The organism is Methylobacterium sp. Leaf85, assembly GCF_001422125.1.
Lineage (GTDB): Bacteria > Pseudomonadota > Alphaproteobacteria > Rhizobiales > Beijerinckiaceae > Methylobacterium > Methylobacterium bullatum.
Window position 1 is genome coordinate 417,053 of record NZ_LMME01000023.1, and the last position, 26,132, is coordinate 443,184.

Here is a 26,132-nt window from a genome sequence, read left to right on the forward strand (position 1 = left end):
CATGATGAGGTTTGCGGCCCCTCCAATACGAGAGGGCGTGCGGGGCAAAGTCCGTTCGAACAGCCGGGCTGGGATGCAACACGACCACCTCAGGCGCGACGCAACGCGAGGACCGCTGGAGACACCGCGACGAAAAAACAGGACCCGGCGGGAACGCCGGAGCCTGACGGGACGCCGGGGGACCGGCAAACAATTCTAGCGCTCAATGGGTTCCGCGGCGTCCCGCGTCCCCCACTTGGAGCTTATCTTGGGTTTTCTCTTGGGCCATGCCCCCGGCGCTGTCGCGCGCGGGGGTGAGGGCATGTGGACAAGGAAGGGGCGGCGATCGATGGGAATGAGCCTGCGGCGTCTTCAAGATGCCGCGAAGCGGGTATCTGGTGGCGGCCGATCCCCGAGGTTCGCATTGCCCGCCCTCCCGTCCCCCCCCTTGCTCCGGAAATTCGGCTGGGCCGTCGGTCTGCCCGGACTGGCGCTCATCGTCGGCGTCGCGACGCCGTTCCTCGCCAGCCGCGCGGAGCGGCAGCTCGACGAGACCGCCGGCCCGGTCGTGCGTGCGACGGCCGAGACGGGGTTGGAGCCCTGGCTGCGCCTGAACGTGCGGGGCCGTGACCTCATCGCCACCGGAGAGGCGCCGAACGAGCCCGGGCGCGTCGCTGCTCTCGACAGGCTCAAGCGCCTGCCCGGCCTGCGCCACGTGGTCGGGCGTATCGGTATCGTCGAGGATGCCTCTCCCTTCGTCTGGACGGCGACGCGCACGAGCCCTGAGCGGATCGAACTGACCGGCAACCGTCCTGTCGAGATCGGCCCGCGGGCGCTTGCCGCGAAGCTCGCCCCGGAACTTCCGTCCGAGACCAGGATCGTCGATCAGGCCAAAGCCGCGCGTGGAGCGCCGCCGGACTTTTCCACCGCCTCTGCCTTCGCGCTCGAACAACTGAAGCCGCTGGCTCCGGGCGCCAGCGCCACCATCGCCGACACCACCGTGTCGCTCAGCGGCGAGGCATCGACGGTGGCCGATTACGAGGCCGTCAGGCAGGCCTTGGCCCATCCTCCGACCGGCTTCACCATGGGCAAGGTCGACATCCGGCCGGCGGCGACCCCCGATTTCCGGTTTGCGGTGACCCGCGAGCGCGGCGGCAGCCTCGTCCTTTCGGGGAATGTCGTCTCGGAGACGGCACGCGAGGAGATCCGCGCCATGGCCGACGACGCAGCCGATGGCACCAGGGTGGACGACCGGATGCAGACCGCCCGTGGTCTCGCGGATGGGATCGATCCGACCACCCTCGGCCGCTTCGCCTTCCGGCTTTCCTCGCTGTTGCAGGACGGCAGCGTCACATTTGCCGATTCGCGCCTGTCGGTCTCGGGGACCGCCCTCGACGGGCAGGCCATCGGCGAAATCGACGCCCTTTTGCGCGACGAACGTCCATCCGGCACCAGGGCCGGGCCGGTCGATCTCGCCGCCATGCCGCTCTCGCCCTATCGCTTCATGGTCCGGCGCGAGAGCGATGCGGTGACGCTGACCGGGCACCTTCCCGACGGCGCTACGCGCGACCGTATCCTGGCGACGCTGCGACCGCGCTTCTTCCGCGAACGCATCGTCGACAAGAGCCGCATCGCCGAGGGCGCACCGCCCAACCTCATCGGCGCCGTCGAGGCCGGCATCACCAGCCTCGCCATGCTCGCCACCGGCGACATCCGCCTCTCGGACAGGAAGCTCGCCCTGACCGGCGACAGCCTCTACCGCGAGAGTGCCGGTCGGTTCGAGGCCGATCTCGCCCGGCGGATGCCGGCCGGCTGGCAGGCGCAGACCGAGGTGAAGCCGCCGCCCGGCACGACCCTGGACGACCCGGCGGCCTGCCGGAACTCGTTCGACCGCGCGACAAACGGGAGCCGCCTCGTCTTCGCACCCGGCGGCGTCACCCTGAGAGCGGAGTTCTATCCGACCCTCGACGCCGTGGCCTCGGCGGCGAAAGCCTGCCCCGGTCTGCGCATTGAGGTGACGGGTCATAGCGACCCGGCCGGTGCCGCGAGCGCACCGAAACCCGCCCTGGACGCAGGGGTGGAGAACACCTCGTCGGTCGATTCGGGAAAGTCTCGGGACGCCGACAAGGCCTCGAAGCCGGTGGTCGCGAAGGCCGACAAGCCTAATGCGAAGCCCGCCGATCCCAAGCCCGCCTCTGTGAAGGACGGCAAGGACAAGGCGGCGAAGGACAAGGATGCCAAGGCGGAAGCCCCGAAGGAGGCGAAACCGGCGGAGCCTGAACCCGACATCGCTCGACAGCGGGCGCTTGTGATCGTCGAGTATCTGCTCCAGGCCGGCATCCCGGCGGACAGGATCGTCGCCGCGCCCGCCGGCCGCGCCAATGCCACCGGGCAGGGTGTCGGCCTCGCCCTGCGCTCCTGAGAGATCGTCCCGATGCTCCTGCTGTTGACGATTCTCTGGCCCGCGCTCGCCGCCAGCCTCGCGCTGGGCACCGCCATCGGATGGCACTTCGGACCGCCACGCGACCGGCTTTCGACCGCCATCGGGCTCGGACTCGGATTCGGGGCCATGGCGCTCGCCGGGCTCGCTTTCAGCGGGCTCGTACCGGGCCGCCCGGGCTTCTGGGTGGAGAGCGCGGCGCTGAACCTGGCGGCCTATCTCGTCGGCGCCGGGACCGGAGCCCTGGCGAGACTGGCCCGTCCGTCGCCGCCGAGGGCGTCGGGCCTCGACCGTGTCGGCCGCTCCCCCGACCGCCTCGCTCCATCACCTCGACCCACTGCCAGTGCCGAGCGGAGGCTTCGAGGGAAAGCTTCGGGATGAGATGGGTCGGGGGAGGATACCCCCTCGGCTCACCGCGCCCCGCGCTGAAGGTCCCCTTCGATCAGCAGCGCACTCTTGCCTTCCAGGCGGCTGCGGTAGACCTGCAGGTTCTCCATCACGCGCTGGACGTAGTTGCGGGTCTCGGTGAAGGGGATGCGCTCGACCCAGTCGATGGGATCGACCCCGGTCCGGCGTGGATCGCCATAGGCGTCGATCCACTTCTTCACGTTGCCGCCGCCGGCATTGTAGGAGGCGAAGGCGAGGATGTAGGAGCCGCGCCAATCCTCCATCAGCTCGCCGAGATGGGCCTGGCCGAGGCGGGCATTGTAGGCGGGATCGCTGGTGAGGCGGTCCTGATCGTAGGAGGCGCTGACCCGCCGGGCCGTGCGCTGGGCGGTGGCCGGCATCATCTGCATCAGCCCGCGGGCGCCGACGCTGGATTGGGCACGGGGATCGAACTGGCTTTCCTGGCGGGCGATGGCGAAGACCATGGCCTTTTCCACCAGGGGAACGGCGGCGGAGGCCTCGTAATCGGGAATGCCGATGGTCGGGTAGGCATGGGCGTCGAGGGGCAATCCGCGCTGGACCGCGAGCTTGCCGATGGCCACGAGGGCGCGGGAATTTCTCACATCGACGGCGAGGTTGCCGAGCGCGCTGATTTCGGCCGGGTTGGTCAAACGGTTCGCCGTGTCGATGTAGAGCGGCAGCGCCAGGTCCTTGAGCGAAGCCGCCTCGAGCATGCGCAGGGCCCGCGTGGTCAGGCGGTTCTCGAACGCCGTCGCGGCGGCGGGCTCGAGTTCGGAGACGACGCGCAGCGGAAGGCTCGCCTGTCCGAGCTTCGCCCGGGCGAGTTGCCCGTAATAGGCGATGGGCTGGAGCGCCGCGCGCTCGTAGAAGGTCTTGGCGAGGCCGGCATCGCCCGCCGCCTCGGCGGCGCGGCCCTGCCAATAGGCGACACGGGCGAGCGAGATCGGCGTCTCGGCGATGGTCGCGGCCTTGGCGAAATGGCTGGAGGCCTTGGCCGGATCGTCGAGGAAGCGCAGGGCGATCCAGCCGGCATGGAACTCGGCTTCGATCCGCTTCTCCACCGTGCGGCCGCTATGGCCGGCGGCGACCTCGTAGGCGAGGCTCGGATTGCCGATATCGATGAGCTTGCGGGCGACGATCCGGCGCTCGACCCACCATTCGTCGCCATCCACCAGGACGTCGCCGTTGGTCGGGGCGGTGGCGAGGATCGCGGCGGCCTCCACCGGCTTGTCGGCCCGGCGGAGATACTGCGCCCGCGACAGGATGTAGGACGGATCGCTGCGGAGCGACGGCAGCACGGCGTTGAGCGCGGAAGCGGCCGACGAACTCTTGTCCTCCACGGCCCGGCGGGCGCGGACCAGACTGGCGTAGCCGCCGCCGGCATAGGCAGCGGCCCGGCCGGCCGACTCGTAATCCTCCTTCAGGAGGGCGCGCTCCATGCGAAAGCGGTGATCGACGCGGGTGAGGACACCCGGAAAGGCGTCCATCACCTTGGTCTCGAGGGCGCGCCCGAAGGTCTCGGAGCGCCACAGGTCGCGGACCAGGGAGGCGGCGTCCTCGTCGAGGGCCTCCGCCCGGAAGGCGAGGGCGAGGGCGAACTTGCCCGGAGCGCTCGACGGACGGGTGCCCGCGAAGAAGGCGCGCACGGTCGCCGGGTTCTTGCGCTCGGTGAGAAGCGCCTCCTCGGCGCGGCGGCGCAGGAGCGGACCCGCCGGCCATTCCGGGTTCGTCCGGGTGAAGGAGACCGTGCGCTCGAAGCCGATGCCGGAGCCGGCGCGGATCGCCACCCATTCGAGCAGAGCGAGGGCGGCGGGATCGGTGAAGCCGTCGCGCAGGCGGTCACCCTCGGACACCTTGCCGCGCCGATAGGCGTCGATGGCCTGGCGCAGAGCGGGGAGATCGACATCCGGCGCCACCTGGGCCGCGCGGGCGGGATCGGGCACCTCCGGAACGGGCGCGGCCGGAGTCATCGCCGCATCGGGAAGCGGGAAGGCGATCGGCGCTTCAGGATCGGCGGAGGCATAGGCCTTGGCAGCGGCGGGCAGGGCCTTGCTCGGCGCGGTCTCGGCGCTGCGATCGTCCAGCTTCAAAGCGTCGGCCGCGACCGCATCGGTGGCGGCGGCCCGGCTGTCCGGCACGAGGACGGACGGGGCGACGGCATCGCTCGACGGCCGGGTGACGATGTCGTCCCCCTGGCCGGCCGCCACGGGGAAAACCGAGGCCGGCCCGATCCACATCGTCGTCCCCGCCAAGGCGACGGCGAGGGACACGGGGAGGGCGGCACGATAGGAGCGCGTCCAGAACGCCATGGTTCTTCCAGTCCCGTCGGATGCGGACATGCTTAAGCTGTCCCAGAGGGCATTAAGAAGTCATTAACTGCGCCGACGGACCGTTTGCGCGCGTGCAAGCGAGGCCCTATGTCTGCCCGTCCGCGAGAGCGGTGACGCGGCCGGCACACCGGCCCACCGAAAGATCGACGGCCGGGAACGCCAGGATGACCGACACCACGACCCAACGCCTCAAGGGCGCCATGACCGCCCTCGCCACGCCGTTTCGCGACGGCGCCTTCGACGAGGACGCCTTCCGCAAATTCGTGGTCTGGCAGATCGAGCAGGGCATCCATGGCCTCGTGCCCGTGGGCACCACCGGCGAGACGCCGACCCTGAGCCATGACGAGCACGACCGTGTCGTGGCCGCCTGCATCGCCGAGACCGCCGGCCGTGTGCCGGTGATCGCGGGCGCGGGCTCCAATTCCACGGCCGAGGCCGTCGAACGGGCCGTCAACGCGGAGAAGGCCGGCGCGGATGCCGTGCTCGTGGTGACGCCCTACTACAACAAGCCGACGCAGGCGGGGCTCTACGCGCATTTCAAGGCCGTCAACGACGCCATCGGCATCCCGATCATCATCTACAATATTCCCCCGCGTTCGGTGGTCGACATGAGCGTCGACACCATGGCGCGGCTGTATGAGCTCAAGAATATCGCCGGCGTGAAGGATGCCACGGCCAAGCTCGACCGTGTCAGCCTGCAACGCCAAGCCATGGGTGAAGACTTCATCCAGCTTTCGGGCGAAGATGCGACGGCGATCGGATTCAATGCGCAGGGCGGCGTCGGCTGCATCTCGGTGGTCTCGAACGTCGCACCGCGCCTCTGCGCCAAGTTGCAGGAAGCGACCCTGTCGGGCGATTACGCCACGGCCCTGCGGTTTCAGGACCAGTTGCTGCCGCTGCATGTGGGATTGTTCGCGGAATCGAACCCGTCGCCGGTGAAATATGCCCTGTCGCGGCTCGGCCACATGAGCGACGAGGTGCGCCTGCCGCTCCTCACGGTCAGCGATGCCACCAAGGGCATCGTCGACGCCGCCCTGCGCCATGCCGGCCTGATCGACGGCTGATCACCCCTCGCAGGCGAAATGCCGGCGAACCATATGAATGTCGATCGGCCGCATCGCGCGGCCGATGACGGCACCAGCTTCCTTCCAGACAAGGGGTATCGGCGCGGACAGGCCGATGCTCCAGAACCGACGATGTGATGGCTCCCAAACCGCAAGACACCCGCCGCGTCGTCGCCGACAACCGCGCCGCCCGCTTCCACTACGAGATCTCGGACGTCCTCGAGGCGGGCATCGCCCTGACCGGGACGGAGGTCAAATCCCTGCGCAAGGGCAAGGCGGCCATCGGCGAGGCCTATGCCGGGCCGTCGGGCGACGAGCTGTTCCTGTTCAACGCCTACATCCCGGAATATCTCGAAGCCAACCGGTTCAACCACGAGACCAAGCGTCCGCGCCGTCTGCTGCTCCACCGCAAGCAGATCAACAAGCTCATCGGCGCGACGAAGCGCGAGGGCTACACGGTGGTGCCGCTGAAGATCTACTTCAACGAGCAGGGCCGCGCGAAGATCGAACTCGGTCTCGGCCGGGGCAAGAAGCTCCACGACAAGCGCGAGAGCGCCAAGGAACGCGACTGGGAGCGCGACCGCGCCCGGATCATGCGCGACAAGGGCTGATCCGCGAATACTCCGTCGACGGGCGATGCCCGCCCTGCCAAGACGCCCCCATGACGACGAGCCCGATCCTCTCCGGATCGTATCACCCGCCGCTTCCTCAGCGGCGAGGTGCTCTGTCACATCTCAACGACCGCTGGCCCCCAAGACCCCTGGCCCCTCGGCTTCATCGAGGTCAGTTCCGTGTCTTCTGCCATCTCCCCTTCATCGAGCATTCCCGTCGGGATCATCGGCTTCGGCGCGTTCGGCCGGCTGATCGCCGAGCATCTTGGGCAGCATTTCCCCCCTGCACGCCTACGATCCCGCCCTGCCGCAAAGCGACGATGTTCAGGCATCTCGCTGGATGCGCGGGTCCCTTCTCTTGGAAGGCTACGGCATTCACACATCTCGCGGGATGCACGGGTCCCCTCTCCTGGAAGGAGAGGGAGTTCCCCTGCGCCTCATGTCGAACCCTCTTGGATCGAGGGGACGGCCGGCGAGCAGATGTATGAATCCAGTACGCTTAAAGCGGGAGTGCGGATCGGTACGCTCGCCGAGGCGGCCGCCTGTCCCGTCGTCGTCCTGGCCGCTCCGGTCTCAAAACTCGCCGAGGTGGTCTCCGCCATCGGACCGCACCTGCGGCCCGGCGCCCTCGTCCTCGATGTCGGTTCGGTGAAGATGGTAGCCGCGAGGATCATGGCAGACGGGTTGCCAGATCACGTCGAGATCGTCGCGACGCATCCGCTCTTCGGACCGCAGAGCGCGCGTGCCGGCCTCAAGGGGCTGAAGATCGCCGTATGTCCGATCCGGGGGAGGGGAGGCCGGCGTGCCGCGGCTTTCCTGCGCAAGCAGCTCGGCCTCGACGTCATCCTCACGGACCCGGAGGCGCATGACAGGGCCGCCGCCTCGGTCCAGGGGCTGACCCATCTCATCGCCAAGGTCTTCGTCGAGATGGAGCCGCTGCCGACCGGGATGACGACGAAGAGTTTCGACCTGTTGATGCAGGCGGTCGGTATGGTCAGGCACGATGCGCCGGAAGTCTTCGATGCGATCGAGCGCGCGAACCCCTACGCGGCGGATGTCCGCCGCCGGTTCTTCGCGCACGCCTCGCGGTTGGAAGCGGAGCTGTCGGCTCAGGGCGCGGACGCCACGGGCTGAGAGCGATGCTCCGGATCGGTGCCGAGGAGGCGGTCTGCCGCGCTTCCCCGGTGACAGATGTCGTTACTGTTCGGTCGCGTCGTCGCCCTGGCGGATACCGTAGCGGGTTTCCAGACCGGGATTGGGACGCGCCGCCGGCCGTTCGGCCACGTCGCGCGGCAGGTCTCGCGGAATGTCTCGCGGCAACTCGCGCGGACCGCGCGCCGGACCGTCGCCCTGGCTTCGGACGCCACGCTCGCCGGGGTCGCGACCGACCCGGGGAATGAGATGGACGAGGTCGACGAACTCGTCGGCCTGCCGACGAAGGTCGTCGGCAATCATGGCCGGCTGTGTCTGGATCGTCGAGACTACGGTGACGCGGACGCCGCGCCGCTGCATCGCTTCCACCAGGGAGCGGAAATCGCCGTCGCCGGAGAACAGTACCATGTGGTCGATGCGGGGCGCGAGCTCGAGGGCATCGATGGCCAGCTCGATGTCCATGTTGCCCTTGATCTTGCGACGGCCGGCGGAATCGGTGAATTCCTTGGCCGGCTTCGTCACGACCCGGTAACCGTTATAGTCGAGCCAATCGATAAGCGGACGGATCGATGAATATTCTTGATCTTCCACCATCGCGGTGTAGTAGAAAGCTCGTATCAAATTATCGCGAGCCTGAAATTCCTTGAGCAGCCGGCGATAGTCGATATCGAAACCGAGTGCCTTCGTCGCCGCATAAAGATTTGCCCCGTCTATGAACAGGGCGCTGCGCTGTTGTGCGCTCATTGAATGATCCATTTTCTCATCAGATTTTTCACATGTAAGGCAAGAAAGTCCGAAAGCTCAACGCTTCACCAGAAGACTTGCAAACCCGAATGCTTGATAACGCGAAGAATTTGATCCTAATAATCAAATCATAAATAAAACCAAGAATTAGCGGGCCACCGGAGCTACCCGCCTATCATATCCTTTGTTATTGTCCGAGCGCGGCGCTTGTCAACCATGACCTGTATGCAATCACCAGAGAAATCGAATGAAAGCTAGGTCTGCCTACAATATTCCACTTTGCGCAACTGATATGCCTAATTGCATGCCAGAAAAACGACTACCTTAAGTTTCTAATCTTGCTTAGGATCAGCCCGGTGCTTTCACTCGGCTGCCGGGCTTGACGGCAGGCAGCGCGGCGAGTTCCGGCGGCAGCGCGTCTGCAGGATAGACCGGAATGTCGAGGGTGACCAGGGAGACCATGGGAAGGCCGATCTCGCCGCGCCCGCCCGAGCGGTCGATGAGACACGCCGCGCCGATGACCTCTCCGGCCTCGGACTGGAGCGAGGCGAGGCATTCGCGGGCGGAGAGGCCCGTGGTCACGATATCCTCCACGATCACCGCGCGCTGGCCGGCCGGGATGCTGAAGCCGCGACGAAGGGAGAATGGCCCGCCGGGATCGCGTTCGACGAAGATGGCGCGCGCCCCGAGATGGCGGGCCGTCTCGTAGCCGGGCACGATGCCACCGATGGCGGGGGACACGACGATGTCGATGGGGCCGAAACGGGCGACGATGACCTCCGCCAGGGCCTTGCACAGTCGCTCCGTCCGGACCGGGTCGGAGAAGATCGCCATCTTCTGCAGGAAGACACCGGAATGGAGCCCGGAACTGAGGACGAAATGCCCTTCGAGCAGGGCACCCGCCTCGCGGAATTCCGCGAGCACCGCGTCTGGCGTCATGAGAAAAGTGTTCCTAGGATGAGACGGTCCGGCAGCGTTTGTGGCAGCGTGGACCACGAGGCGCAAGGCGCCCCGACCCGCCGGGGGCCTTCCCACACCAACGCCTGGTAAACAGAGCGTTACGCGGCGGTGATGGCCGACGACGCGTCGCGGGAGCCCGGCCGTTCAGCCGTTGACGCGGTCGACCCTGCTCACGGTGCGCTTGCCACGCAGCTCGGCGACGATGGCGTTGAGGTGCTTCAGGTCCCAGACGGAGAGGTCGATGACGATCTCGGTGAAATCCTGGGTGCGCCGCTTCATCGAGACGTTGTCGATATTGCCGTCGTGATCGGCGATGACCTGCGCGATCTGGGCGAGGACGCCCGGCTCGTTGATCGATTGCAGGGCGAGGCGCGCGGGAAACCGCTCGCTCCCTCCCGCCTCGACGTCCCAGCGCACGTCGAGCCAGCGCGCCGGCTCGTTGTCGAAATCGGCGAGCGCCGCCGACTGGATCGGATAGATCGTAACCCCGACGCCGGGCGTCAGGATGCCGACGATGCGGTCACCCGGCACCGCGCCGCCATTCGGGGCGAAGCTCACCGGCAGGTCGTTGTCGAGGCCGCGGATCGGGATGGCGTCGGCACGGCCCATATCGGCGGCGCCTTCGGGGAAGGTCAGGCGCATGGCCTGCCCCTTGGCGAGGCTGAGACGCCCCGCCCCTCCATCCATGGGCTGCTGCAGCGCGGCCGGGCCCGTGCGGCGCTCCTCCTTGTGGTCGGGATAGACCGCGCGCACCACGTCGCCCGAGAACATTTCGCCACGGCCCACCGCCGCGAACACGTCCTCCGTGCTCTGGCGCGCCAGACGGGGAAGCGCGCCCCGCAGCTTGTCCTCGGAGAAGCTCTTGGCCGCCCGCTCGAAGGCGCGGTCGAGGATCTGGCGGCCGAGGCCGGCATATTGCCGCCGCACGGCCGAGCGGGTCGCCCGCCTAATCGCGGCGCGTGCCTTGCCGGTGACCACGAGGGATTCCCAGGCCGCCGGAGGCGATTGCCCGTCGGCCCGCGCGATCTCGACCTCGTCGCCATTGACGAGCTCGATCAGCAGCGGCGCCATGCGGCCGTTGATCTTGGCCCCCACCGCCGTGTTGCCCACATCGGTATGGACCGCGTAGGCGAAATCGATGGGCGTCGCGCCGCGCGGCAGGGCGATGAGGCGCCCCTTCGGCGTGAAGCAGAACACCTGGTCCTGAAACAGTTCGAGCTTGGTGTGTTCGAGGAACTCCTCCGGGCTGTCGCCCTCGGCCAGGAGCTCGATGGTCCGCCGCAGCCATTGATAGGCGCCGCTTTCCGTGGCGAGGCGCGGATGGACGCCGCCGATCTCGTCCTTGCCGCCGCTCTCCTTGTAATGGGCATGCGCGGCGATGCCGTATTCGGCGATCTCGTCCATGGCCGCGGTGCGGATCTGCAGCTCGACGCGCTGGCTCTTCGGCCCGATCACCGTGGTGTGGATCGAGCGGTAATCGTTCTGCTTCGGGGTGGAGATGTAATCCTTGTAGCGGCCCGGCACCATCGGCCAGGTAGTGTGGACGACGCCCAGGGCGCCGTAACATTCGGACAGGGATTCCACGATGATGCGGAATCCGAAGATGTCCGAGAGCTGCTCGAAGGCGACCGATTTGCGCTCCATCTTGGCGGAGATCGAGAAGGGCCGCTTCTGCCGCCCCGTGACCACGGCGTTGATGCCCTGCGCGGCGAGCTTGGCGGTGAGATCCCGCTCGATACTCTCCACCAAGCGCTCCGACTTCACCGCGAGATCGGCCAGCCGCTGTGCGATCGTCGCGTAGATCTCGGGCTTGAGGTTGCGCAGCGCGAGGTCTTCGAGTTCCTCGCGCAGTTCCTGCATGCCCATGCGGCCGGCGAGCGGCGCGTAGATGTCCAGCGTCTCCTGGGCGATCCGCTCGCGCTTCTCCGGCTTCATGTGGTGGAGCGTGCGCATGTTGTGAAGGCGGTCGGCGAGCTTCACCAGCAGCACGCGCACATCCGCCGCCACAGCGAGCAGGAGCTTGCGGAAGTTCTCACCCTGGACCGCGCGTTTCGACACGAGGTCGAGGCGCTTGAGCTTCGTCAGCCCGTCCACCAGGGCGCCGATCTCGGGGCTGAAGAGCTCGCGGATCTCGTCGAGGGTGGCGGCCGTGTCCTCCACCGTGTCGTGCAGGACGGCGGCGACGATGGTGGCGTCGTCGAGCCGGAGATCGGTGAGGATCGCCGCGACTTCGAGGGGATGGGCGAAGAAGGGATCGCCCGAGGCCCGCTTCTGCGTGCCGTGAGCGCGCATGGCGTAGACATAGGCGCGGTTGAGAAGGGCTTCGTTCACGGCGGGGTTGTAACGCCTCACCCGCTCCACGAGCTCGTACTGGCGCATCATCCGCCGCAACACCCTTCACACATCGTGACTGCCCGCCTTTGTCTTATGTTGTCCCGCATCGCGGCCGGGCACGCCAGACCCATGGCGCCGCATGACACCGGTTTCTCGCGCCGAAAAACGAAAAACCCGGCGCATGGCCGGGTTTTCGCGAGATTGTCAGTCAAACAGGATCGTCAGTCGAAAACGGGTCGTCCGATCACTCGGCCTCTTCGTCCGTCTCAGTGGGCGGAGCGAGGTTCTCGAGGCCGCGCAGCAGATCCTCTTCGCTCATCCGGTCGAACTGGACGGCGCCGTCGTCGCTGGAGGATTGCGGCGCCACGGCGGCGGCGGCGGGCGAGCTCGACAGCAGCGGCACCGTCTCGGCCTCCGGCTCGTCGACCTCGACATATTTCTGCATCGAATGGATGAGCTGTTCCTTGAGGTCGTCGGCCGTGATCGTCGCGTCGCCGATCTCGCGCAGCGCGCAGACCGGGTTCTTGTCGCGGTCGCGGTCGATGGTCAGCGGCGCTCCGGCGGCCAGCAAACGGGCGCGGTGGCTCGCGAGCAGGACGAGCTCGAAACGGTTCTCGACCTTGTCGATGCAGTCTTCAACGGTGACGCGAGCCATGCGGGAGGGCTCCTTCCATAGACCGGGAATGTAGAGATTGATCCGGCTCTATACACCGCCTCGCACGGCGCAACAAGCGCGACCGGCATATTGCATCCGCCGCCGACACGGGCAGCACGTTCGGGACCTTCGTTCCATCCCGGCCTGGGGCCGCTGCTTATCGCCAGGGCGACAGCACTCCGCCCCACGGTTATGCGTGGCCCTGGTCAAGCTCATGCGAGCCTTCGCATGGCGATTGGAGAGGGCCCAAACCTCATGACGAAGACGCTCAGCCGCCGCGGCCTGTTCAGCTGTGCCTGCCATCTCGGCGCAGCGGCCTTCGCCGCCGCCGCCATGCCGAATCTCGGTCTGGCGGCCAGCCCGTCCACCAAGAAAACGGACCTGACGGCCGACCAGGCCCTGGAGCTGCTGAAGGAAGGCAATCGCCTCTACAAGACCGACAGCCCGGTGCGCTCTGTGCAGGGCCGCGACCGCCGGATCGAGATCGCCCTCGGGCAGACGCCGTTCTGCGTGCTGGTGAGCTGTTCGGATTCCCGCGTCTCGCCGGAGATCCTGTTCGGGCGCGGTCTGGGCGAGCTCTTCATCGTCCGCAATGCCGGCAACACCGCCGATACCGCCGCCCTCGGGTCGGTGGAATACGCCGTGTCGCAGCTCGGCGTTCCGCTGGTGCTGGTCATGGGCCACAGCCGCTGCGGTGCCGTGCTGGCGGCGGCCGACGTGGTGGAGAACAACACCGTCTATCCCGGCTCCATCGGCCGGATGATCGAGCCGATCGTGCCGGCGGTGCTGTCCGCACGCGGCAAGCCCGGCGACTTCATCGAGAATTGCGTGCGCGCCAATGTCGACCGGGTCGTCACCCGTATGCGCACGGCCTCCGAGCCCGCCCTCCTCGATCCGCTGAAGGCGGGCAAGCTGCGCATCGTCGGCGCCTCCTACAGCCTCGATACCGGGGTGGTGGACTTCTTCAACGAGGCCTGACCCGGCCCGCGATGGCGGCGCCTCGTGTTGACACCCGGAGCGGGCGGTGCGACTGCGCCGCCCTTTCCGTGCGAGAACATGACCATGGCGCGCGCATTCATCTTTCCAGGCCAGGGTAGCCAGGCCGTGGGCATGGGCCGGGCCCTGTCGGAGGCCTTCCCCCAGGCGAGGGCGGTCTTCGACGAGGTCGACGAGGCGCTCGGCCAGTCGCTCTCGACACTGATGTTCGAGGGACCGGTGGAGGAACTGACCCTCACCGCCAACGCCCAGCCGGCCCTGATGGCGGCCAGCATCGCCACCCTGCGCGTACTCCAGGCGACACGCGGTCTCGATCTCGTCCGCGACGTGGCGGCGGTGGCCGGCCATTCCCTCGGCGAATACACGGCGCTCGCCGCCGCCGGGACCTTCACCCTGGCCGATACCGCCCGCCTGCTGCGCATCCGCGGCGAGGCGATGCAGGGCGCGGTGGCGCCCGGTGCCGGGGCCATGGCGGCCCTCATCGGCGCAGATGCCGAACTGGCCGGCTCCGTCGCCGTGGAGGCCTCCGAGGGCGAGGTCTGCGACGTCGCCAACGACAACGGCGCGGGGCAGGTGGTGCTCTCGGGCGCGAAGGCCGCCGTGGAGCGCGCGGTGGCGATCGCGCAAGCGCGCGGGATCAAGCGCGCGGTGATGCTCAACGTCTCGGCGCCGTTCCACTGCTCGCTGATGGTGCCGGCGGCCGAGGCGATGCAGGACGCCCTCACCCGGGTGGCGATGAAGCCTCCCCTGGTGCCGGTCTATTCCAATGTCTTGGCCGCGCCGGTGCTGGAGCCGGCGGCCATCCGCCAGGCCCTCGTCGCCCAGGTGACGGGCACCGTGCGCTGGCGCGAATGCATCGCCGCCATGGCCGCCTCCGGCATCGATCAGTTCCACGAGATCGGCACGGGCAAGGTGCTCTCCGGCCTCGTCAAGCGGATCGCCCCCGGCGCCACCGCCACCCCCGTGGGCACGCCCGACGACGTGGCCGCCTTCCCGATGTTCAGCTGACAACAGGATTGCCCATGTTCGACCTGACCGGCCGCAAGGCCCTCGTCACCGGCGCGACCGGCGGCCTCGGCGGCGCCATCGCCCGGGCGCTCCACGCCCAAGGCGCCACCGTCGCCGTCTCCGGCACCCGCGCCGAAGCGCTGGACGCACTCTCGGCCGAACTCGGCGGCGAGCGCGTCCATGCCCTGACCTGCGACCTCTCCGACAAGGACGCCGTCGAGGCCCTGGTGCCGGCGGCGGAAGCCGCCCTCGGCGGCCTCGACATCCTCGTGAACAATGCCGGCATCACCCGCGACAACCTCCTGCTGCGGATGAAGGACGACGAGTGGGACGCGGTGATCGCCGTGAACCTCTCGGCCGCGTTCCGCCTCTCGCGGGCGGCGGTGAAGGGCATGATGAAGCGGCGCCACGGCCGCATCGTCAATATCGGCTCCGTGGTCGGCGCCACCGGCAATCCGGGCCAGGTGAACTACGCCGCCGCCAAGGCCGGCCTCGTCGGCATGACCAAGGCCATGGCGGCCGAGGTCGCCACCCGCAACCTCACCGTCAACTGCATCGCGCCGGGCTTCATCACCTCGCCGATGACCGACGCCCTCAACGAGAAGCAGCGCGAGGGCATCCTCACCCGCGTACCGATGAACCGCCTCGGCACCGGCGAGGAGATCGCGGCCGCGGCCGTCTATCTCGCCTCGAACGAAGCCGCCTACGTCACCGGCCAGACCCTGCACGTGAACGGCGGCATGGCGATGTACTGAGAGGGTCTCCCGACACGGCAGGCGGGAAAACCCGACGATTGTCCGGGAAAAAGCCACGGCGATGAACGGTTTGTGAACCGGCCCTCGCCAGCGCCAAAACCCTGTGCTACCACCCCGGCTGCCGTGCGAGGGGGGTTGACGGTTCAGCGTGTTGCGGGTTCTCAAGACCACGCGCGATCGGACACCGGCCGCTTCCAGAGATCCGCACCAGCGGGACGGCGGCCACGGCACCTTCACCATCACGATCGAATAACCAAGGACCAAGAACGATGAGCGATATCGCTGAGCGCGTGAAGAAGATCGTTGTCGAGCACCTCGGCGTGGAGCCGGAGAAGGTGGTCGAGGGCGCCAACTTCATCGATGACCTCGGTGCCGACAGCCTCGACACCGTCGAGCTCGTGATGGCCTTCGAGGAAGAGTTCAACGTCGAAATCCCGGACGACGCTGCCGAGACCATCCAGACGGTCGGCGATGCCGTGAAGTTCCTCGAGAAGAACTCCGCGTAAGCACGACGGGACGAGAGGCGCGAGGAGCGGGGTCCACGTGACCCCGCGCGCCGAACGACAGTGACATGACGGGACTGGTTCGGGATAACGCGATGCGTCGGGTGGTGGTGACGGGCTTGGGTATGGTGACGCCGCTGGGAAGCGGGGTCGAGGCCACCTGGAGCCGGTTGATCGCGGGAGACAGCGGAGCGTCGCAGGTGACAGCCTTCGACGTGTCCGATCTCGCCTGCCGCATCGCGTGCTCGGTCCCGTTCGGAGACGGCAGCGACGGCACCTTCAATCCGGACCAATGGATGGAGACGAAGGAGCAGCGCAAGGTCGATCCGTTCATCGTCTACGCCATGGCCGCCGCCGGCCAGGCGCTGGACGATGCCGACTGGCATCCCAAGAGCCACGAGGATCAGTGCGCCACCGGCGTGATGATCGGCTCCGGCATCGGCGGGATCGGGGGCATCTACGACGCCTCCGTGACCCTGCACGACAAGGGGCCGCGACGGATCTCGCCGTTCTTCATTCCCGGCCGAATCATCAACCTCGCCTCCGGGCAGGTCTCCATCGCCCACGGCCTCAAGGGGCCGAATCACGCGGTGGTCACGGCCTGCTCCACCGGGGCGCACGCCATCGGCGACGCAGCTCGGCTGATCCAGTTCGGCGATGCCGACGTGATGGTGGCCGGCGGCGCCGAATCTCCGGTGAACCGCCTGGCGCTCGCGGGCTTCGCCGCCTGCCGCGCCCTCTCCACCGGCTTCAACGACCAGCCCACCAAGGCTTCGCGCCCCTACGACAAGGACCGTGACGGCTTCGTCATGGGCGAGGGCGCCGGCGTCGTCGTGCTCGAAGAGTACGAGCATGCCAAGGCACGCGGTGCCCGGATCTACGCCGAAGTGGTCGGCTACGGCCTCACCGGCGACGCCTATCACATCACCTCGCCGGCCCCGGACGGCGACGGCGCCTTCCGCTGCATGAGCGCCGCGGTGAAGCGCGCCGGCCTCCAGGCCTCCGACATCGACTACATCAACGCCCATGGCACCTCGACGCCGATGGGCGACGAGCTCGAACTCAAGGCCGTGGAGCGGCTGCTCGGCGAGCACGCCGCCAAGGCCGCCATGTCCTCCACCAAGTCGGCCGTGGGCCACCTGCTGGGCGCGGCCGGTGCCATCGAGGCGATCTTCTCGATTCTCACCATCCGCGACGGCGTGATGCCGCCGACGCTGAACCTCGACACCCCCTCGGTGGAAACCGCGATCGACCTCGTGCCGCACGAAGCCAAGCGCAAGCAGGTCGATGTCGTGCTGTCGAATTCTTTTGGATTTGGCGGGACGAATGCGTCGCTGGTGATGCGTCGGGTCTGAAGCCCCGGCCGGTCCGACGCTCCCGTCAGGATCGCCCAGATATCGGTCGAGATCTCACCGGGAACGACCATCTCGCCCTTTTGGCGTTAGCGGGCGTGGTCTTCCAGCCGGCGGACGCGATCCTCCGTCAATGGACGACGCCGCTGCTGTTGGAATTCGCCGCCGGGCTCGCGCTCGCCGCTGGATTCGGCCCTCAGGCACCGGCAGGGGCTTGGTGATGCTCGGTATCGGCGTGATCTGGGCCGGAGGGCTCGCTCCCCTCGGCATCTACGACCAGCATGACCGCCTGCTCACCTGGGTGTCCGGCCGTGTTCATCGTCTGCGGCGCGCTGGCCATCGAGCGGGCGGGACGGTGGAGCGATAATACGCCTTTTTGCCACAAAACCGGTTCAATCCGGCTCGCACAACCCGCCCGCCCGGGTGTAGTCAGGTTTGACGCAAGGATCCCGAAGCTTCTTGGCGAGAAGCCCATCCATGCGTCGGCACCTATTGCCTGAGTTTCGTGCCCCGGTCGGCCAGGACGACACGACGGTCGCATCGTCGGGCCGAGACAAGGTTGGCGAGAGGCGAGGCCCGAACAGGATGTCCATGTTCTTCCGCAAGCGCAAAGACCCGGAGCAGGCGGCGATCGCGGTCCCGTCCGACGAGCCGTCCATGCCGCACCGGGTGTCCCCGCGCAGCCCCAGCGAGGCGATCAAGCCCACGGCCGCGCCGCCCCCGCCGGACCGCCCGGTGCGCGAGCGCGGCGGGTTGCTGAGCACGATCAGCGGCCTGCTCACCGCCGCCGTGGTCCTCGCCATCGCGGCGATGATCGGCGTGACGCTGTTCGACCGGCAGATCCGCGAACCCGGCCCGCTCGCCGCCGACAAGGTCGTGGTCATCCCGCCCCGCAGCGGCACCTCCGAGATCGCCGACGCCCTCAGCCGCGAAGGCGTCATCGCTCATACCGCCCTATTCGAATGGGCCTCCCGCTTCTCCGGCAAGGCCCTGAAGGCCGGCGAGTACACATTCAAGGCCCATGCCAGCATCGGCGACACGATCGAGACACTGTCCACCGGCCGGCAAGTGCAACACGCCATCACCTTCCCCGAGGGCCTGACCTCCGAGCAGATCGTGGTGCGCCTCAACGACAACGACATCCTCACGGGCGACATCAACGAGATCCCGCCCGAGGGCTCGCTCCTGCCCGACACCTACAAGTTCGAGCGCGGCGCCACCCGCCAGCAGATCGTCAACCTGATGCGCGCCAAACAGCGCGAAGTGCTCAACCAGATCTGGCTGCGCCGCTCAGCCGAGATCCCGGTGAAGACCCCGGCCGAGATGGTGACCCTGGCCTCCATCGTCGAGAAGGAGACAGGCCGGGCCGACGAGCGGCCGCGCGTGGCCGGCGTCTTCGTCAACCGTCTCAACAAACGGATGAAGCTGCAATCGGACCCCACCATCGTGTACGGGCTGGTGGGCGGGCGCGGCACCCTGGGGCGCGGCATCCAGCGCTCCGAGATCGACCGGGCGACCCCCTACAACACCTACGTCATCGAGGGCCTGCCGCCGGGCCCCATCGCCAATCCCGGCCGCGCCGCGCTTGAGGCCGTCGCCAACCCGTCACGCACCAAGGACCTCTACTTCGTCGCCGATGGCACCGGCGGCCACGCCTTCGCCGACAGCCTGGAGGGCCATTCCCGCAACGTCGCCCGCTGGCGGCAGGTGGAGCGCGCCCGGAAGGAGACGCCCACCGACGCCGCCCCCGTGGACAAGGCCGAACCGCCGTCCGATCCCTCGGCGGTCCCGGGCCGGGCCTCGGCCTACGCACCGGATGGCACCAACTTCGCCGGCAGCGCCCCGGACCCGTCGGCCCCGCGCCCGAAAGCCTTCGACGCGTCGGAAGGCACCAAGCTCGATCCGCTGCGCAACAAGACCTTCGACCTCAATTCGGCCAAAAGCGTCCCGGCGCTGAAGGCGCAATAGGGCACTGCCGTCACTCTCCTCCCACGTGTGAGGAGGACTTGGCGGTGGGGGGGGGGTGGCGGTGGCCTCCACTGCCTAAGGGTCGCCCAACCACCCCCACCCTTAATCCCTCCCCACAAGGGGGAGGGAGGTTCGCACGACCGACTAAAGTTCAGACATCATGATCCTCTCCAGCATGACGGGCTTTGCCCGCGCCACCGGTACCACCGGCCCGGTCCAGTGGGCCTGGGAGGTCCGCAGCGTGAACGGGCGTGGGCTCGACGTGCGCCTGCGCGTGCCCAACGGCCTGGAATCGGTGGGCGAGGTGGCCCGCACAGCCCTGCAGAAGACCCTGACGCGGGGCCAGTGCCAGCTCTCGCTCAACCTCACCCGGCCCGAGACCAGGGCGCGGGTGCGCATCAACGAGGCCCTGCTGGCAGAACTCGCCGCCGCCACCGCCCGCGTTCCGCGCCCCGAAGGCCTCGCCCCGGCCTCCCTCGACGGCCTGCTCGGCATCCGCGGCGTCATCGAATCCGAGGACGAGCCGGCGGCGGAATCGGACAGCCTCGCCCATGACCTCGCCGAGGGCGTGGTCCGCCTCGTGGCCGACCTCGTGGAGGCGCGCCGCGCCGAGGGGCGCCAGCTGCGCGCGATCATCGAGGGGCAGCTCGTCGCCATGTCCCGCCTCCGCCAAGCCGCCGAGGCCTGCCCCGGCCACCAGCCCGAGGCTGTGAAGGCGCGGTTGTCCGCGAGCATCGCCGTCCTGATGGAAGCCGGCGGGCTCGATCCCGACCGCCTGCACCAGGAGGCCGTCCTCATCGCCGCGAAAGCCGACGTGCGCGAGGAGCTCGACCGCTTGAGCGCCCATCTCGACAGCGTCGGCGAGTTGCTGGCCAAGGGCGGCGCCATCGGCCGCAAGCTCGATTTCCTGGCCCAGGAGCTCGGCCGCGAGGCGAATACCCTCTGTGCGAAGGCCGGAGACATCGCGTTGTCGCGGATCGGACTCGACTTGAAGGCCGTGGTGGAGCAATTCCGCGAGCAGGTTCAGAACGTCGAGTAGGTTTTTCGGACATGCAGGCCACGACGATCGGGCGGCGCGGGTTCATCCTCATCCTGTCCTCGCCCTCGGGAGCGGGGAAGACCACGCTGACGCGCGCGGTCGCCAGCGACCCGAAGTGGGGGCTCGACCTCTCGATCTCGGTGACGACGCGACAGCGCCGGCCCTCCGAGATCGACGGCAAGCACTACAATTTCATCGACCGCGAGGCGTTCGACGCCCTGCGCGGCGCCGACAACCTCCTCGAATGGGCGGAAGTCCACGGCAATTTCTACGGCACGCCGCGCCGCCCGGTGGAGAAGGTGCTCGGTGCAGGCCGGGACATGATCTTCGACATCGACTACCAGGGCACGCGGCAGGTGCGGGCGAAGCTCGCCGAGGACGTGGTGACGGTGTTCATCCTGCCACCGAGCCTCGCCGAGTTGCGCCACCGCCTCGAACGCCGGGCCGAGGATTCGCCCGAGACCATCGAAAAGCGCCTCGCCAATTCCCGCGTCGAGATCCAGCGCTGGAACGAGTACGATTACGTCCTCGTCAACGACGACCTGAACGACGCCTTCGCCAAGCTCCAGGGCATCCTCGTCGCCGAGCGCCTCAAGCGCGTCCGCAACACCGGCCTGTCGGATTTCGTCGACGGGCTTCTGGCCGAGCCCGACAGGATCGCCTGAGAAGCCGAGCCCGATGTCGACACCCGACCGGACCATCCGCTTCGACCAGACCTGCCCGGTCCTGCGCATCTTCGACGAAGCGAAGGCGCGCGAGTTCTATGTCGACTTCCTCGGCTTCAGCCTCGATTGGGAGCATCGCTTCGGCGACGACTTTCCGCTCTACGCCCAGGTCTCGCGCGCCGGCCTCGTCCTGCATCTCAGCGGCCATCACGGCGATGCGACGCCGGGCTCCACGACCTTCGTGCGCATGGCGGGCATTTACGTCTTCCAGGCGGAACTCACCGCCCGAAACTATGTCCATGCCAAGCCGAGCATAGAAAGCCTGCCCTGGGGGCTGGTGATGACGGTGACCGACCCTTTCGGGAACAACCTCCGCTTCTGCGAGGTCAAGCCCGAGCCGTAGGGCGGAGGCGCGGCTCGATAACGGCGATCTCGTCCTGTATCGCCCGGGCGTCATCGCGAACGCGCCACGACGGACGGCATTTCGCTTGTTGCGCTGGTTTCGTTTGTTGCAGATATATCGCAGGAACGATCCAAGGGAGTCGGCTCACGATGACACCGCGCGCCTCCGCTCAGGGCCTCGGCGGCCGGCTACCGTCGGACGGCGAGCGCAAGACCGCCAACACCCTGCGCCGCCTCCTGGCCACTCAATCATCCGAGCAGACGAAACTGCGCGTGTTCGACGACGCTTGCAAGGAATCTGCTGAGATCACGCTCACTCCGGCCATCTCGAACCTTCTGATCGATCTGCTCCGCCATATCGGCCGGGGCGACGCGGTGACGCTCGTTCCGGTGACCCAGATGCTCACGACGCAGCAGGCCGCAGATATCCTCAACGTGTCGCGCCCCTATCTCGTATCGCTACTGGAGCGGGGCGAGATCGCTCACATCACGGTCGGGCGCCATCGCAGGATCAAGGCCGAAGACCTGTTCGCGTACAAGGATGTCCGGGACGGAACCCGGAGCCAGGCGCTCTCGGACCTCGCCGCCCTCGATGGCGAGTTCCTGTAGGCGGTGTTCGCCAACCGCTTCACCGCGCTCGTCGATGCCTGCGTGCTCGCGGGTGCCCTCAAGCGAAACCTGCTTCTGACCCTAGCGGAACGAGAATTCTTTCGCCTGCGGTGGTCGATACCGATTCTGGATGAGACCGAACGCGCGATTTCGGACATCCTGGCGAAGAGGAGTGTCGCCGATAGCGAGGAGCGGGCTCGCCGGGCGCGGCTCTGCATGGAAACCGCCTTCGACGATGCGATGGTCTCCGACTTCACCCGCTTTCTCGGTGCCTGCGAAGGGCTGCCGGACGCGGGGGATGCCCATGTCGTCGCGGCGGCCCTGAAAACCCAGGCAGCGACCATTGTCACGGACAACATCAAGCATTGTCCGGCGTCGGTTCTCGGTCCGTTGAATCTCGAAGCGCGAACGGCCGACGCCTTCATCGTCGACACCATCGCTCTCGATGAGGGCAAGGCGGTCGATGCCGTGCGGCAGCTTCGCCTGCGTCTGCGCCGACCAGGGAAAAACGCAGGGCAGTTGCTTCTCGATATGGAGGCTGTCGGACTGACCTCGACCGTCGATGTTCTCCGCTCGCATGAAGCGTCCCTGTAGACGGTAAGCCCCGGCTTCTAGACGGGACCAAATCGCCGGCCTCTCGGCGACGACGACCTACCCCCGCGGAGGAGCCATCACCGTCGCCCGGCGGGCCTCGAGGGTCTGCCACAGGATCAGGGAGGGCAGGCCGAGCACCACGTCCGGCACACGCTTGGCCAGCGACAGGGCGATGGCGGTGCCGGGATCGATGCCGAACAGGCCGCCCACGAGGACGAACCCGCCTTCCTGAACCCCTAATCCGCTCGGCACCGGGAAGGCCGCCGATTTGATGGCCTGGCTCAGGGCCTCGATGATGACGACTTCGGCGAGGCCCACGCCCTCCACGCCCATGCAGGTCAGCGCGATCCAGATCTCCACGGCGCCGAGCATCCAGGCGAGGAGGTGGAGGACGATGCCCTGGAACAGCAGGGGCCAGCGCTTCGGAGCCCAGACCGTATCGAGGGCGCCATGCACACCCGCGTCGCCGGTCGCCGAGTCCGCCGCCGCCTCGTCCTGGTCGCGCAGGAAGCGCCGGCCGAGTTCGGCGACGCGGCGCTCGACACCGCGCATGAGCGGGCTGCGCTGGAACAGGAAGAAGGCGGTGAGCACGATGGCGGTGACGCCGAGCGCCCGCAGGGCCCAGGCCGCGAGGGACGCGGCGGACTCGCCTTCCATCTGCATCAGTAGCGCGACGCCGATGAGCACGAACAGGGCCTGCGTACCGACCTGGATCAGCATGTCCACCAGGATCGAGGCCGCGGCGAACGTGCCCGGCACGCCCCAGAAGGTGAGGAGGCGCCCACCGACGACGTCGCCGCCTACGGAGGCCACCGGGAGGAGCACGTTGATCCCGTCACGCACGAAGCGGAGGATGAGGAAGGCACCCGCCTCGGCGGTGGTGGAGAGCCGGTGCAGCACCCGCTCCCAGGCGAAGCCGCAGAGGGACAAGACGGCGACGCGCATCAGCACTATGCCGGCGAGCCCGACGATTCCGATCCGTCCGAAGGCATCCGTCACCGAGGCGAGATCGTGGGTCGCCACCAGCCAGATCGCGAGGCCGAGGCCCAGCACCGTCCCCAGGACGGGCAGGTAGCGCAGGGCCTGTCTTCCGAGGCCCGCTCGGGCGGGCGGAGGCGCCACGACGCGGCGGGTCAAAGGGCCGGACTTCTGAAATGGACGAGCGCCAACGGAGACGATCCTCTCAATGCGGGTTTCGCAGACATGGACCCCGGTTCTGCGATGACGATCTGCGACACATCGAAGGGACAGCGCATCCGGCGCTCCGCCTGTCACGCACAATCGAACTCGAACCGATCCTATCGTGGCATTGGGGCTGAAATCGGAGACCGCCTCACTCGGACCGGCGGGCGGGCGGATAGACCGTGTCGAGGGCCTGCTCGGCATTGCCCTCCGGGTCGATCAGGACGATGCGGTTGCGCGACAGGCTGAAGGAGGTCGCCACCGCCACGAACCGCTTCGGGCAGGGGCCGAGGCAGCCCGTGGACACCACGCGGGTCATCCCGCCGAGGCCGCGCCTTTTCACCTCCCGCTTGAGTCGCCCCCGGATCTCGTCCTTCTTCAGGCCGACACGCTTGGTGCATTTCGCGCAGACCAGGACGATGTCCGAATAGCCGGACTTCGCCGTGCGAACGGTCGTGTCCTTCTCGTGTTTTGCCAAATCCGGGTGCCCGTTCCGTGTCCGGCGAGCCGGGGACCGGGACGCCATCCGGGCCACACCTAAGTCAAAGGGGGGAGGGGCGGCAACGGGGCGTGATGCCCCGCCGGCCCGTGCCCCTCAGCCGTAGGCCGCCACCGCCCGGACGCTGCCGGGCTCGGCGACGCTGATGCCGGCATCGACATATTCGTTGAGCTTGTTGCGTAGGGTCCGGATCGAGATACCGAGGATCTTGGCTGCATGGGTGCGGTTGCCGAGGCAATGGTCGAGCGTGTCGAGGATCAGCTCGCATTCCACCTGAGCCACCGTCCGTCCCACGAGACCGCGGGTGGCGGCCTCGGCCACCTGGGCGGCGCGCTCCACCGGCCCGGCGGAGCGGGCGAAGGATTCGCCCTCCGGGGTGGAGATCGCGTCGGCGTCGATCTCCGCTCCCGTCGCCAGCAGGACCGCCCTGTGGAGGGTGTTCTCGAGTTCGCGCACGTTCCCGCGCCACGGATTCTCGCGGATGATGGCCTGCGCCTCGCGGCTCAAGGACCGGACCGGAACGCCGTTCACCTCGGCGTATTTCTTGGCGAAATGGGTGGCGAGTTCGAGGATGTCGGCCGGGCGCTCGCGCAGCGGCGGCAGGCGCAGGTGCACCACGTTGAGGCGGTAGAACAGATCCTCGCGGAAGGTGCCCTTGCGGACCTCGTCGATGAGATTGCGGTTGGAGGTGGCGAGCACCCGGATGTCGACCTTCACGGGAGCGGTGCCGCCGACCCGGTCGATCACCCGTTCCTGCAGGGCGCGCAGCAGCTTCGACTGGAGGCGGACATCCATCTCGGAGATTTCGTCGAGGAGCAGCGTGCCGCCATTGGCCTCTTCGAACCGGCCGATCCGGCGGGCGACGGCGCCGGTGAAGGCCCCCTTCTCGTGGCCGAACAGTTCGGATTCGAGCAAAGCTTCCGGGATCGCGGCGCAGTTGACCGAGACGAAGGGCCGGCTCGAGCGGGTGGACTTCACATGGACGTGGCGGGCCAGCACCTCCTTGCCGGTGCCGCTCTCGCCGGTGATCAGCACCGAGGCCTCCGACCGCGCCACCTGCTCGGCGAGCTTCACCACCCGCTCCATGGAGGCGTCGCGCCAGACGAAGGCGCGCCCGTCCTCGGAGACCGCCTGCAGCACGGCGGCGATCAGTTCGGGATCGGGCGGCAGGGGGATGTACTCGCGGGCGCCGGCCTGGATCGCGGCCACCGCCGCCTTGGCATCGGTGGCGACGCCGCAGGCGACCACCGGGGTGCGGATGCGCTCGTCGGAAAGCGCGGTCACGAGTTCGCGGATCGGCTGGCCCACATCGATCATGACGAGGTCGGCGCCCTTGGCGCGCAGCACGGCGAGGCCCTGCGGCACCCCGTCCGCATGGGTCACGGCCGCGCCGCGGTTCATGGCGATCTTGGAGGCGGTGACGAGTTCGCCGCTCAAGCGTCCGATGATGAGGAGCCGCATGGTCTAGTATCCTGTGTCGGTGGAGCCTCGCGCAGCAGCGCGGCGGGCGGGATCAGTGGTCGCTCTTGATGATCTCGGTCATCGTCACCCCGAGGCGCTCCTCGACGAGGACGACCTCGCCGCGGGCGACGAGGCGGTTGTTGACGAAGATGTCGATCGCCTCGCCGACCTTCCGGTCGAGTTCCAGCACCGCGCCCGCCTGCAGCCGCAGCAGGTCGCCGATGGGCATGCGCGACGAGCCGAGCACGGCCGAGACCACCACGGGGACGTCGAAGACCTGTTCGAGGTCGGAGGCGCTCTTGGGGGTCGTGGGCGCCTCGCGGATCGATTCGGAGCCGAGCCCGTCGAAGGACGAGTCGATGCCATTGAGCTGCGGCAGGCTGAAATTGTCGGACATCACGGGCTTTCAAAATCGAAGGCGT

26 protein-coding genes are annotated in these 26,132 nt (G+C 68.0%); 17 read left to right on the forward strand and 9 right to left on the reverse strand.

The window, feature by feature from the left end; translation table 11 throughout:
- Positions 1 to 427: 427 nt before the first annotated feature.
- Both ASF08_RS14185 and ASF08_RS14190 read left to right on the forward strand, forming a co-directional pair.
- Positions 428 to 2,401 (forward strand): BON domain-containing protein, encoded by a 1,974-nt coding sequence (locus ASF08_RS14185; RefSeq protein ID WP_056146370.1) that lies wholly within the window; start codon positions 428 to 430, stop codon positions 2,399 to 2,401.
- A 12-nt stretch (positions 2,402 to 2,413) separates the two neighbouring features.
- Positions 2,414 to 2,800, forward strand: a complete 387-nt coding sequence (locus tag ASF08_RS14190; protein WP_056146373.1) for a hypothetical protein — start codon at positions 2,414 to 2,416, stop codon at positions 2,798 to 2,800.
- 29 nt (positions 2,801 to 2,829) lie between these two features.
- On the opposite strand, the gene ASF08_RS14195 is transcribed toward ASF08_RS14190, so the two are convergent.
- Positions 2,830 to 5,136, reverse strand: a complete 2,307-nt coding sequence (locus ASF08_RS14195) for a lytic transglycosylase domain-containing protein (RefSeq protein ID WP_056146376.1) — start codon at positions 5,134 to 5,136, stop codon at positions 2,830 to 2,832.
- A gap of 185 nt (positions 5,137 to 5,321) precedes the next feature.
- Here ASF08_RS14195 and dapA point away from each other — a divergent pair, with 185 nt between their 5' ends.
- From dapA to ASF08_RS14210, 3 genes are all read left to right on the forward strand, one after another.
- On the forward strand, positions 5,322 to 6,221 hold the full coding sequence (gene dapA / locus ASF08_RS14200) for a 4-hydroxy-tetrahydrodipicolinate synthase (protein ID WP_056146379.1): 900 nt from the start codon (positions 5,322 to 5,324) through the stop codon (positions 6,219 to 6,221).
- 137 nt (positions 6,222 to 6,358) lie between these two features.
- Positions 6,359 to 6,832, forward strand: coding sequence for an SsrA-binding protein SmpB (gene smpB / locus ASF08_RS14205; RefSeq protein ID WP_018044478.1), 474 nt, complete (start codon positions 6,359 to 6,361; stop codon positions 6,830 to 6,832).
- 480 nt (positions 6,833 to 7,312) lie between these two features.
- Positions 7,313 to 7,966, forward strand: a complete 654-nt coding sequence (locus ASF08_RS14210) for a prephenate dehydrogenase/arogenate dehydrogenase family protein (protein ID WP_244474532.1) — start codon at positions 7,313 to 7,315, stop codon at positions 7,964 to 7,966.
- Positions 7,967 to 8,029: 63 nt separating this feature from the next.
- Here the strand turns inward: ASF08_RS14210 and ASF08_RS14215 are convergent, their stop codons facing one another.
- The 4 genes from ASF08_RS14215 to rpoZ form a co-directional block, all read right to left on the reverse strand.
- Positions 8,030 to 8,728: a LabA-like NYN domain-containing protein gene (locus ASF08_RS14215; RefSeq protein WP_018044475.1), complete on the reverse strand. Its 699-nt coding sequence runs from the start codon at positions 8,726 to 8,728 to the stop codon at positions 8,030 to 8,032.
- Positions 8,729 to 9,076: 348 nt separating this feature from the next.
- Positions 9,077 to 9,667: an orotate phosphoribosyltransferase gene (gene pyrE, locus ASF08_RS14220; RefSeq protein ID WP_056146384.1), complete on the reverse strand. Its 591-nt coding sequence runs from the start codon at positions 9,665 to 9,667 to the stop codon at positions 9,077 to 9,079.
- Positions 9,668 to 9,832: 165 nt separating this feature from the next.
- On the reverse strand, positions 9,833 to 12,070 hold the full coding sequence (locus tag ASF08_RS14225) for a RelA/SpoT family protein (protein WP_018044473.1): 2,238 nt from the start codon (positions 12,068 to 12,070) through the stop codon (positions 9,833 to 9,835).
- A 196-nt stretch (positions 12,071 to 12,266) separates the two neighbouring features.
- Positions 12,267 to 12,677, reverse strand: a complete 411-nt coding sequence (rpoZ, locus tag ASF08_RS14230) for a DNA-directed RNA polymerase subunit omega (protein WP_018044472.1) — start codon at positions 12,675 to 12,677, stop codon at positions 12,267 to 12,269.
- Positions 12,678 to 12,932: 255 nt separating this feature from the next.
- Here rpoZ and ASF08_RS14235 point away from each other — a divergent pair, with 255 nt between their 5' ends.
- The 12 genes from ASF08_RS14235 (at position 12,933) to ASF08_RS14285 (ending at position 22,568) form a co-directional block, all read left to right on the forward strand.
- A complete protein-coding gene (locus tag ASF08_RS14235) occupies positions 12,933 to 13,655 on the forward strand; it encodes a carbonic anhydrase (RefSeq protein WP_056146387.1) in 723 nt (240 codons plus the stop codon).
- Positions 13,656 to 13,739: 84 nt separating this feature from the next.
- Positions 13,740 to 14,681 (forward strand): ACP S-malonyltransferase, encoded by a 942-nt coding sequence (fabD, locus tag ASF08_RS14240; protein ID WP_056146602.1) that lies wholly within the window; start codon positions 13,740 to 13,742, stop codon positions 14,679 to 14,681.
- Positions 14,682 to 14,695: 14 nt separating this feature from the next.
- Positions 14,696 to 15,436 carry a 3-oxoacyl-[acyl-carrier-protein] reductase gene (gene fabG, locus ASF08_RS14245; RefSeq protein ID WP_056146390.1) on the forward strand — a complete coding sequence of 247 codons (741 nt, stop codon included), beginning with the start codon at positions 14,696 to 14,698 and terminating at the stop codon, positions 15,434 to 15,436.
- Positions 15,437 to 15,705: 269 nt separating this feature from the next.
- Positions 15,706 to 15,942, forward strand: a complete 237-nt coding sequence (locus ASF08_RS14250) for an acyl carrier protein (protein ID WP_018044468.1) — start codon at positions 15,706 to 15,708, stop codon at positions 15,940 to 15,942.
- Between the two features lie 92 nt (positions 15,943 to 16,034).
- Complete coding sequence (fabF, locus tag ASF08_RS14255; protein ID WP_026176042.1) at positions 16,035 to 17,294, forward strand: beta-ketoacyl-ACP synthase II; 1,260 nt, start codon at positions 16,035 to 16,037, stop codon at positions 17,292 to 17,294.
- 217 nt (positions 17,295 to 17,511) lie between these two features.
- Positions 17,512 to 17,658 (forward strand): hypothetical protein, encoded by a 147-nt coding sequence (locus tag ASF08_RS24875; protein ID WP_156629589.1) that lies wholly within the window; start codon positions 17,512 to 17,514, stop codon positions 17,656 to 17,658.
- 224 nt (positions 17,659 to 17,882) lie between these two features.
- A complete protein-coding gene (gene mltG / locus ASF08_RS14260; RefSeq protein ID WP_056146604.1) occupies positions 17,883 to 19,259 on the forward strand; it encodes an endolytic transglycosylase MltG in 1,377 nt (458 codons plus the stop codon).
- A gap of 160 nt (positions 19,260 to 19,419) precedes the next feature.
- Positions 19,420 to 20,298, forward strand: coding sequence for a YicC/YloC family endoribonuclease (locus ASF08_RS14265; protein ID WP_056146393.1), 879 nt, complete (start codon positions 19,420 to 19,422; stop codon positions 20,296 to 20,298).
- 11 nt (positions 20,299 to 20,309) lie between these two features.
- Positions 20,310 to 20,963, forward strand: coding sequence for a guanylate kinase (gene gmk, locus ASF08_RS14270; protein ID WP_018044463.1), 654 nt, complete (start codon positions 20,310 to 20,312; stop codon positions 20,961 to 20,963).
- 13 nt (positions 20,964 to 20,976) lie between these two features.
- On the forward strand, positions 20,977 to 21,366 hold the full coding sequence (locus ASF08_RS14275) for a glyoxalase superfamily protein (RefSeq protein ID WP_056146396.1): 390 nt from the start codon (positions 20,977 to 20,979) through the stop codon (positions 21,364 to 21,366).
- Between the two features lie 149 nt (positions 21,367 to 21,515).
- Positions 21,516 to 21,974 carry a helix-turn-helix domain-containing protein gene (locus ASF08_RS14280; RefSeq protein WP_056146398.1) on the forward strand — a complete coding sequence of 153 codons (459 nt, stop codon included), beginning with the start codon at positions 21,516 to 21,518 and terminating at the stop codon, positions 21,972 to 21,974.
- 3 nt (positions 21,975 to 21,977) lie between these two features.
- Entirely contained in the window at positions 21,978 to 22,568 is a 591-nt protein-coding gene (locus ASF08_RS14285; RefSeq protein WP_056146401.1) for a PIN domain-containing protein, read from the forward strand.
- A 57-nt stretch (positions 22,569 to 22,625) separates the two neighbouring features.
- Here the strand turns inward: ASF08_RS14285 and ASF08_RS14290 are convergent, their stop codons facing one another.
- The 4 genes from ASF08_RS14290 to fliN all read right to left on the reverse strand — a co-directional run bounded on the left by ASF08_RS14290 (position 22,626) and on the right by fliN (position 26,107).
- Positions 22,626 to 23,705, reverse strand: a complete 1,080-nt coding sequence (locus ASF08_RS14290; RefSeq protein WP_082473209.1) for a lysylphosphatidylglycerol synthase domain-containing protein — start codon at positions 23,703 to 23,705, stop codon at positions 22,626 to 22,628.
- Between the two features lie 196 nt (positions 23,706 to 23,901).
- Complete coding sequence (locus ASF08_RS14295; protein ID WP_018044458.1) at positions 23,902 to 24,228, reverse strand: (2Fe-2S) ferredoxin domain-containing protein; 327 nt, start codon at positions 24,226 to 24,228, stop codon at positions 23,902 to 23,904.
- A 117-nt stretch (positions 24,229 to 24,345) separates the two neighbouring features.
- The gene (gene flbD / locus ASF08_RS14300) at positions 24,346 to 25,710 is read right to left on the reverse strand and encodes a sigma-54-dependent transcriptional regulator FlbD (RefSeq protein ID WP_018044457.1); all 1,365 of its coding nucleotides are present in this window, start codon (positions 25,708 to 25,710) and stop codon (positions 24,346 to 24,348) included.
- Positions 25,711 to 25,762: 52 nt separating this feature from the next.
- Positions 25,763 to 26,107, reverse strand: a complete 345-nt coding sequence (gene fliN / locus ASF08_RS14305) for a flagellar motor switch protein FliN (RefSeq protein WP_056146405.1) — start codon at positions 26,105 to 26,107, stop codon at positions 25,763 to 25,765.
- Positions 26,108 to 26,132 lie beyond the last annotated feature (25 nt).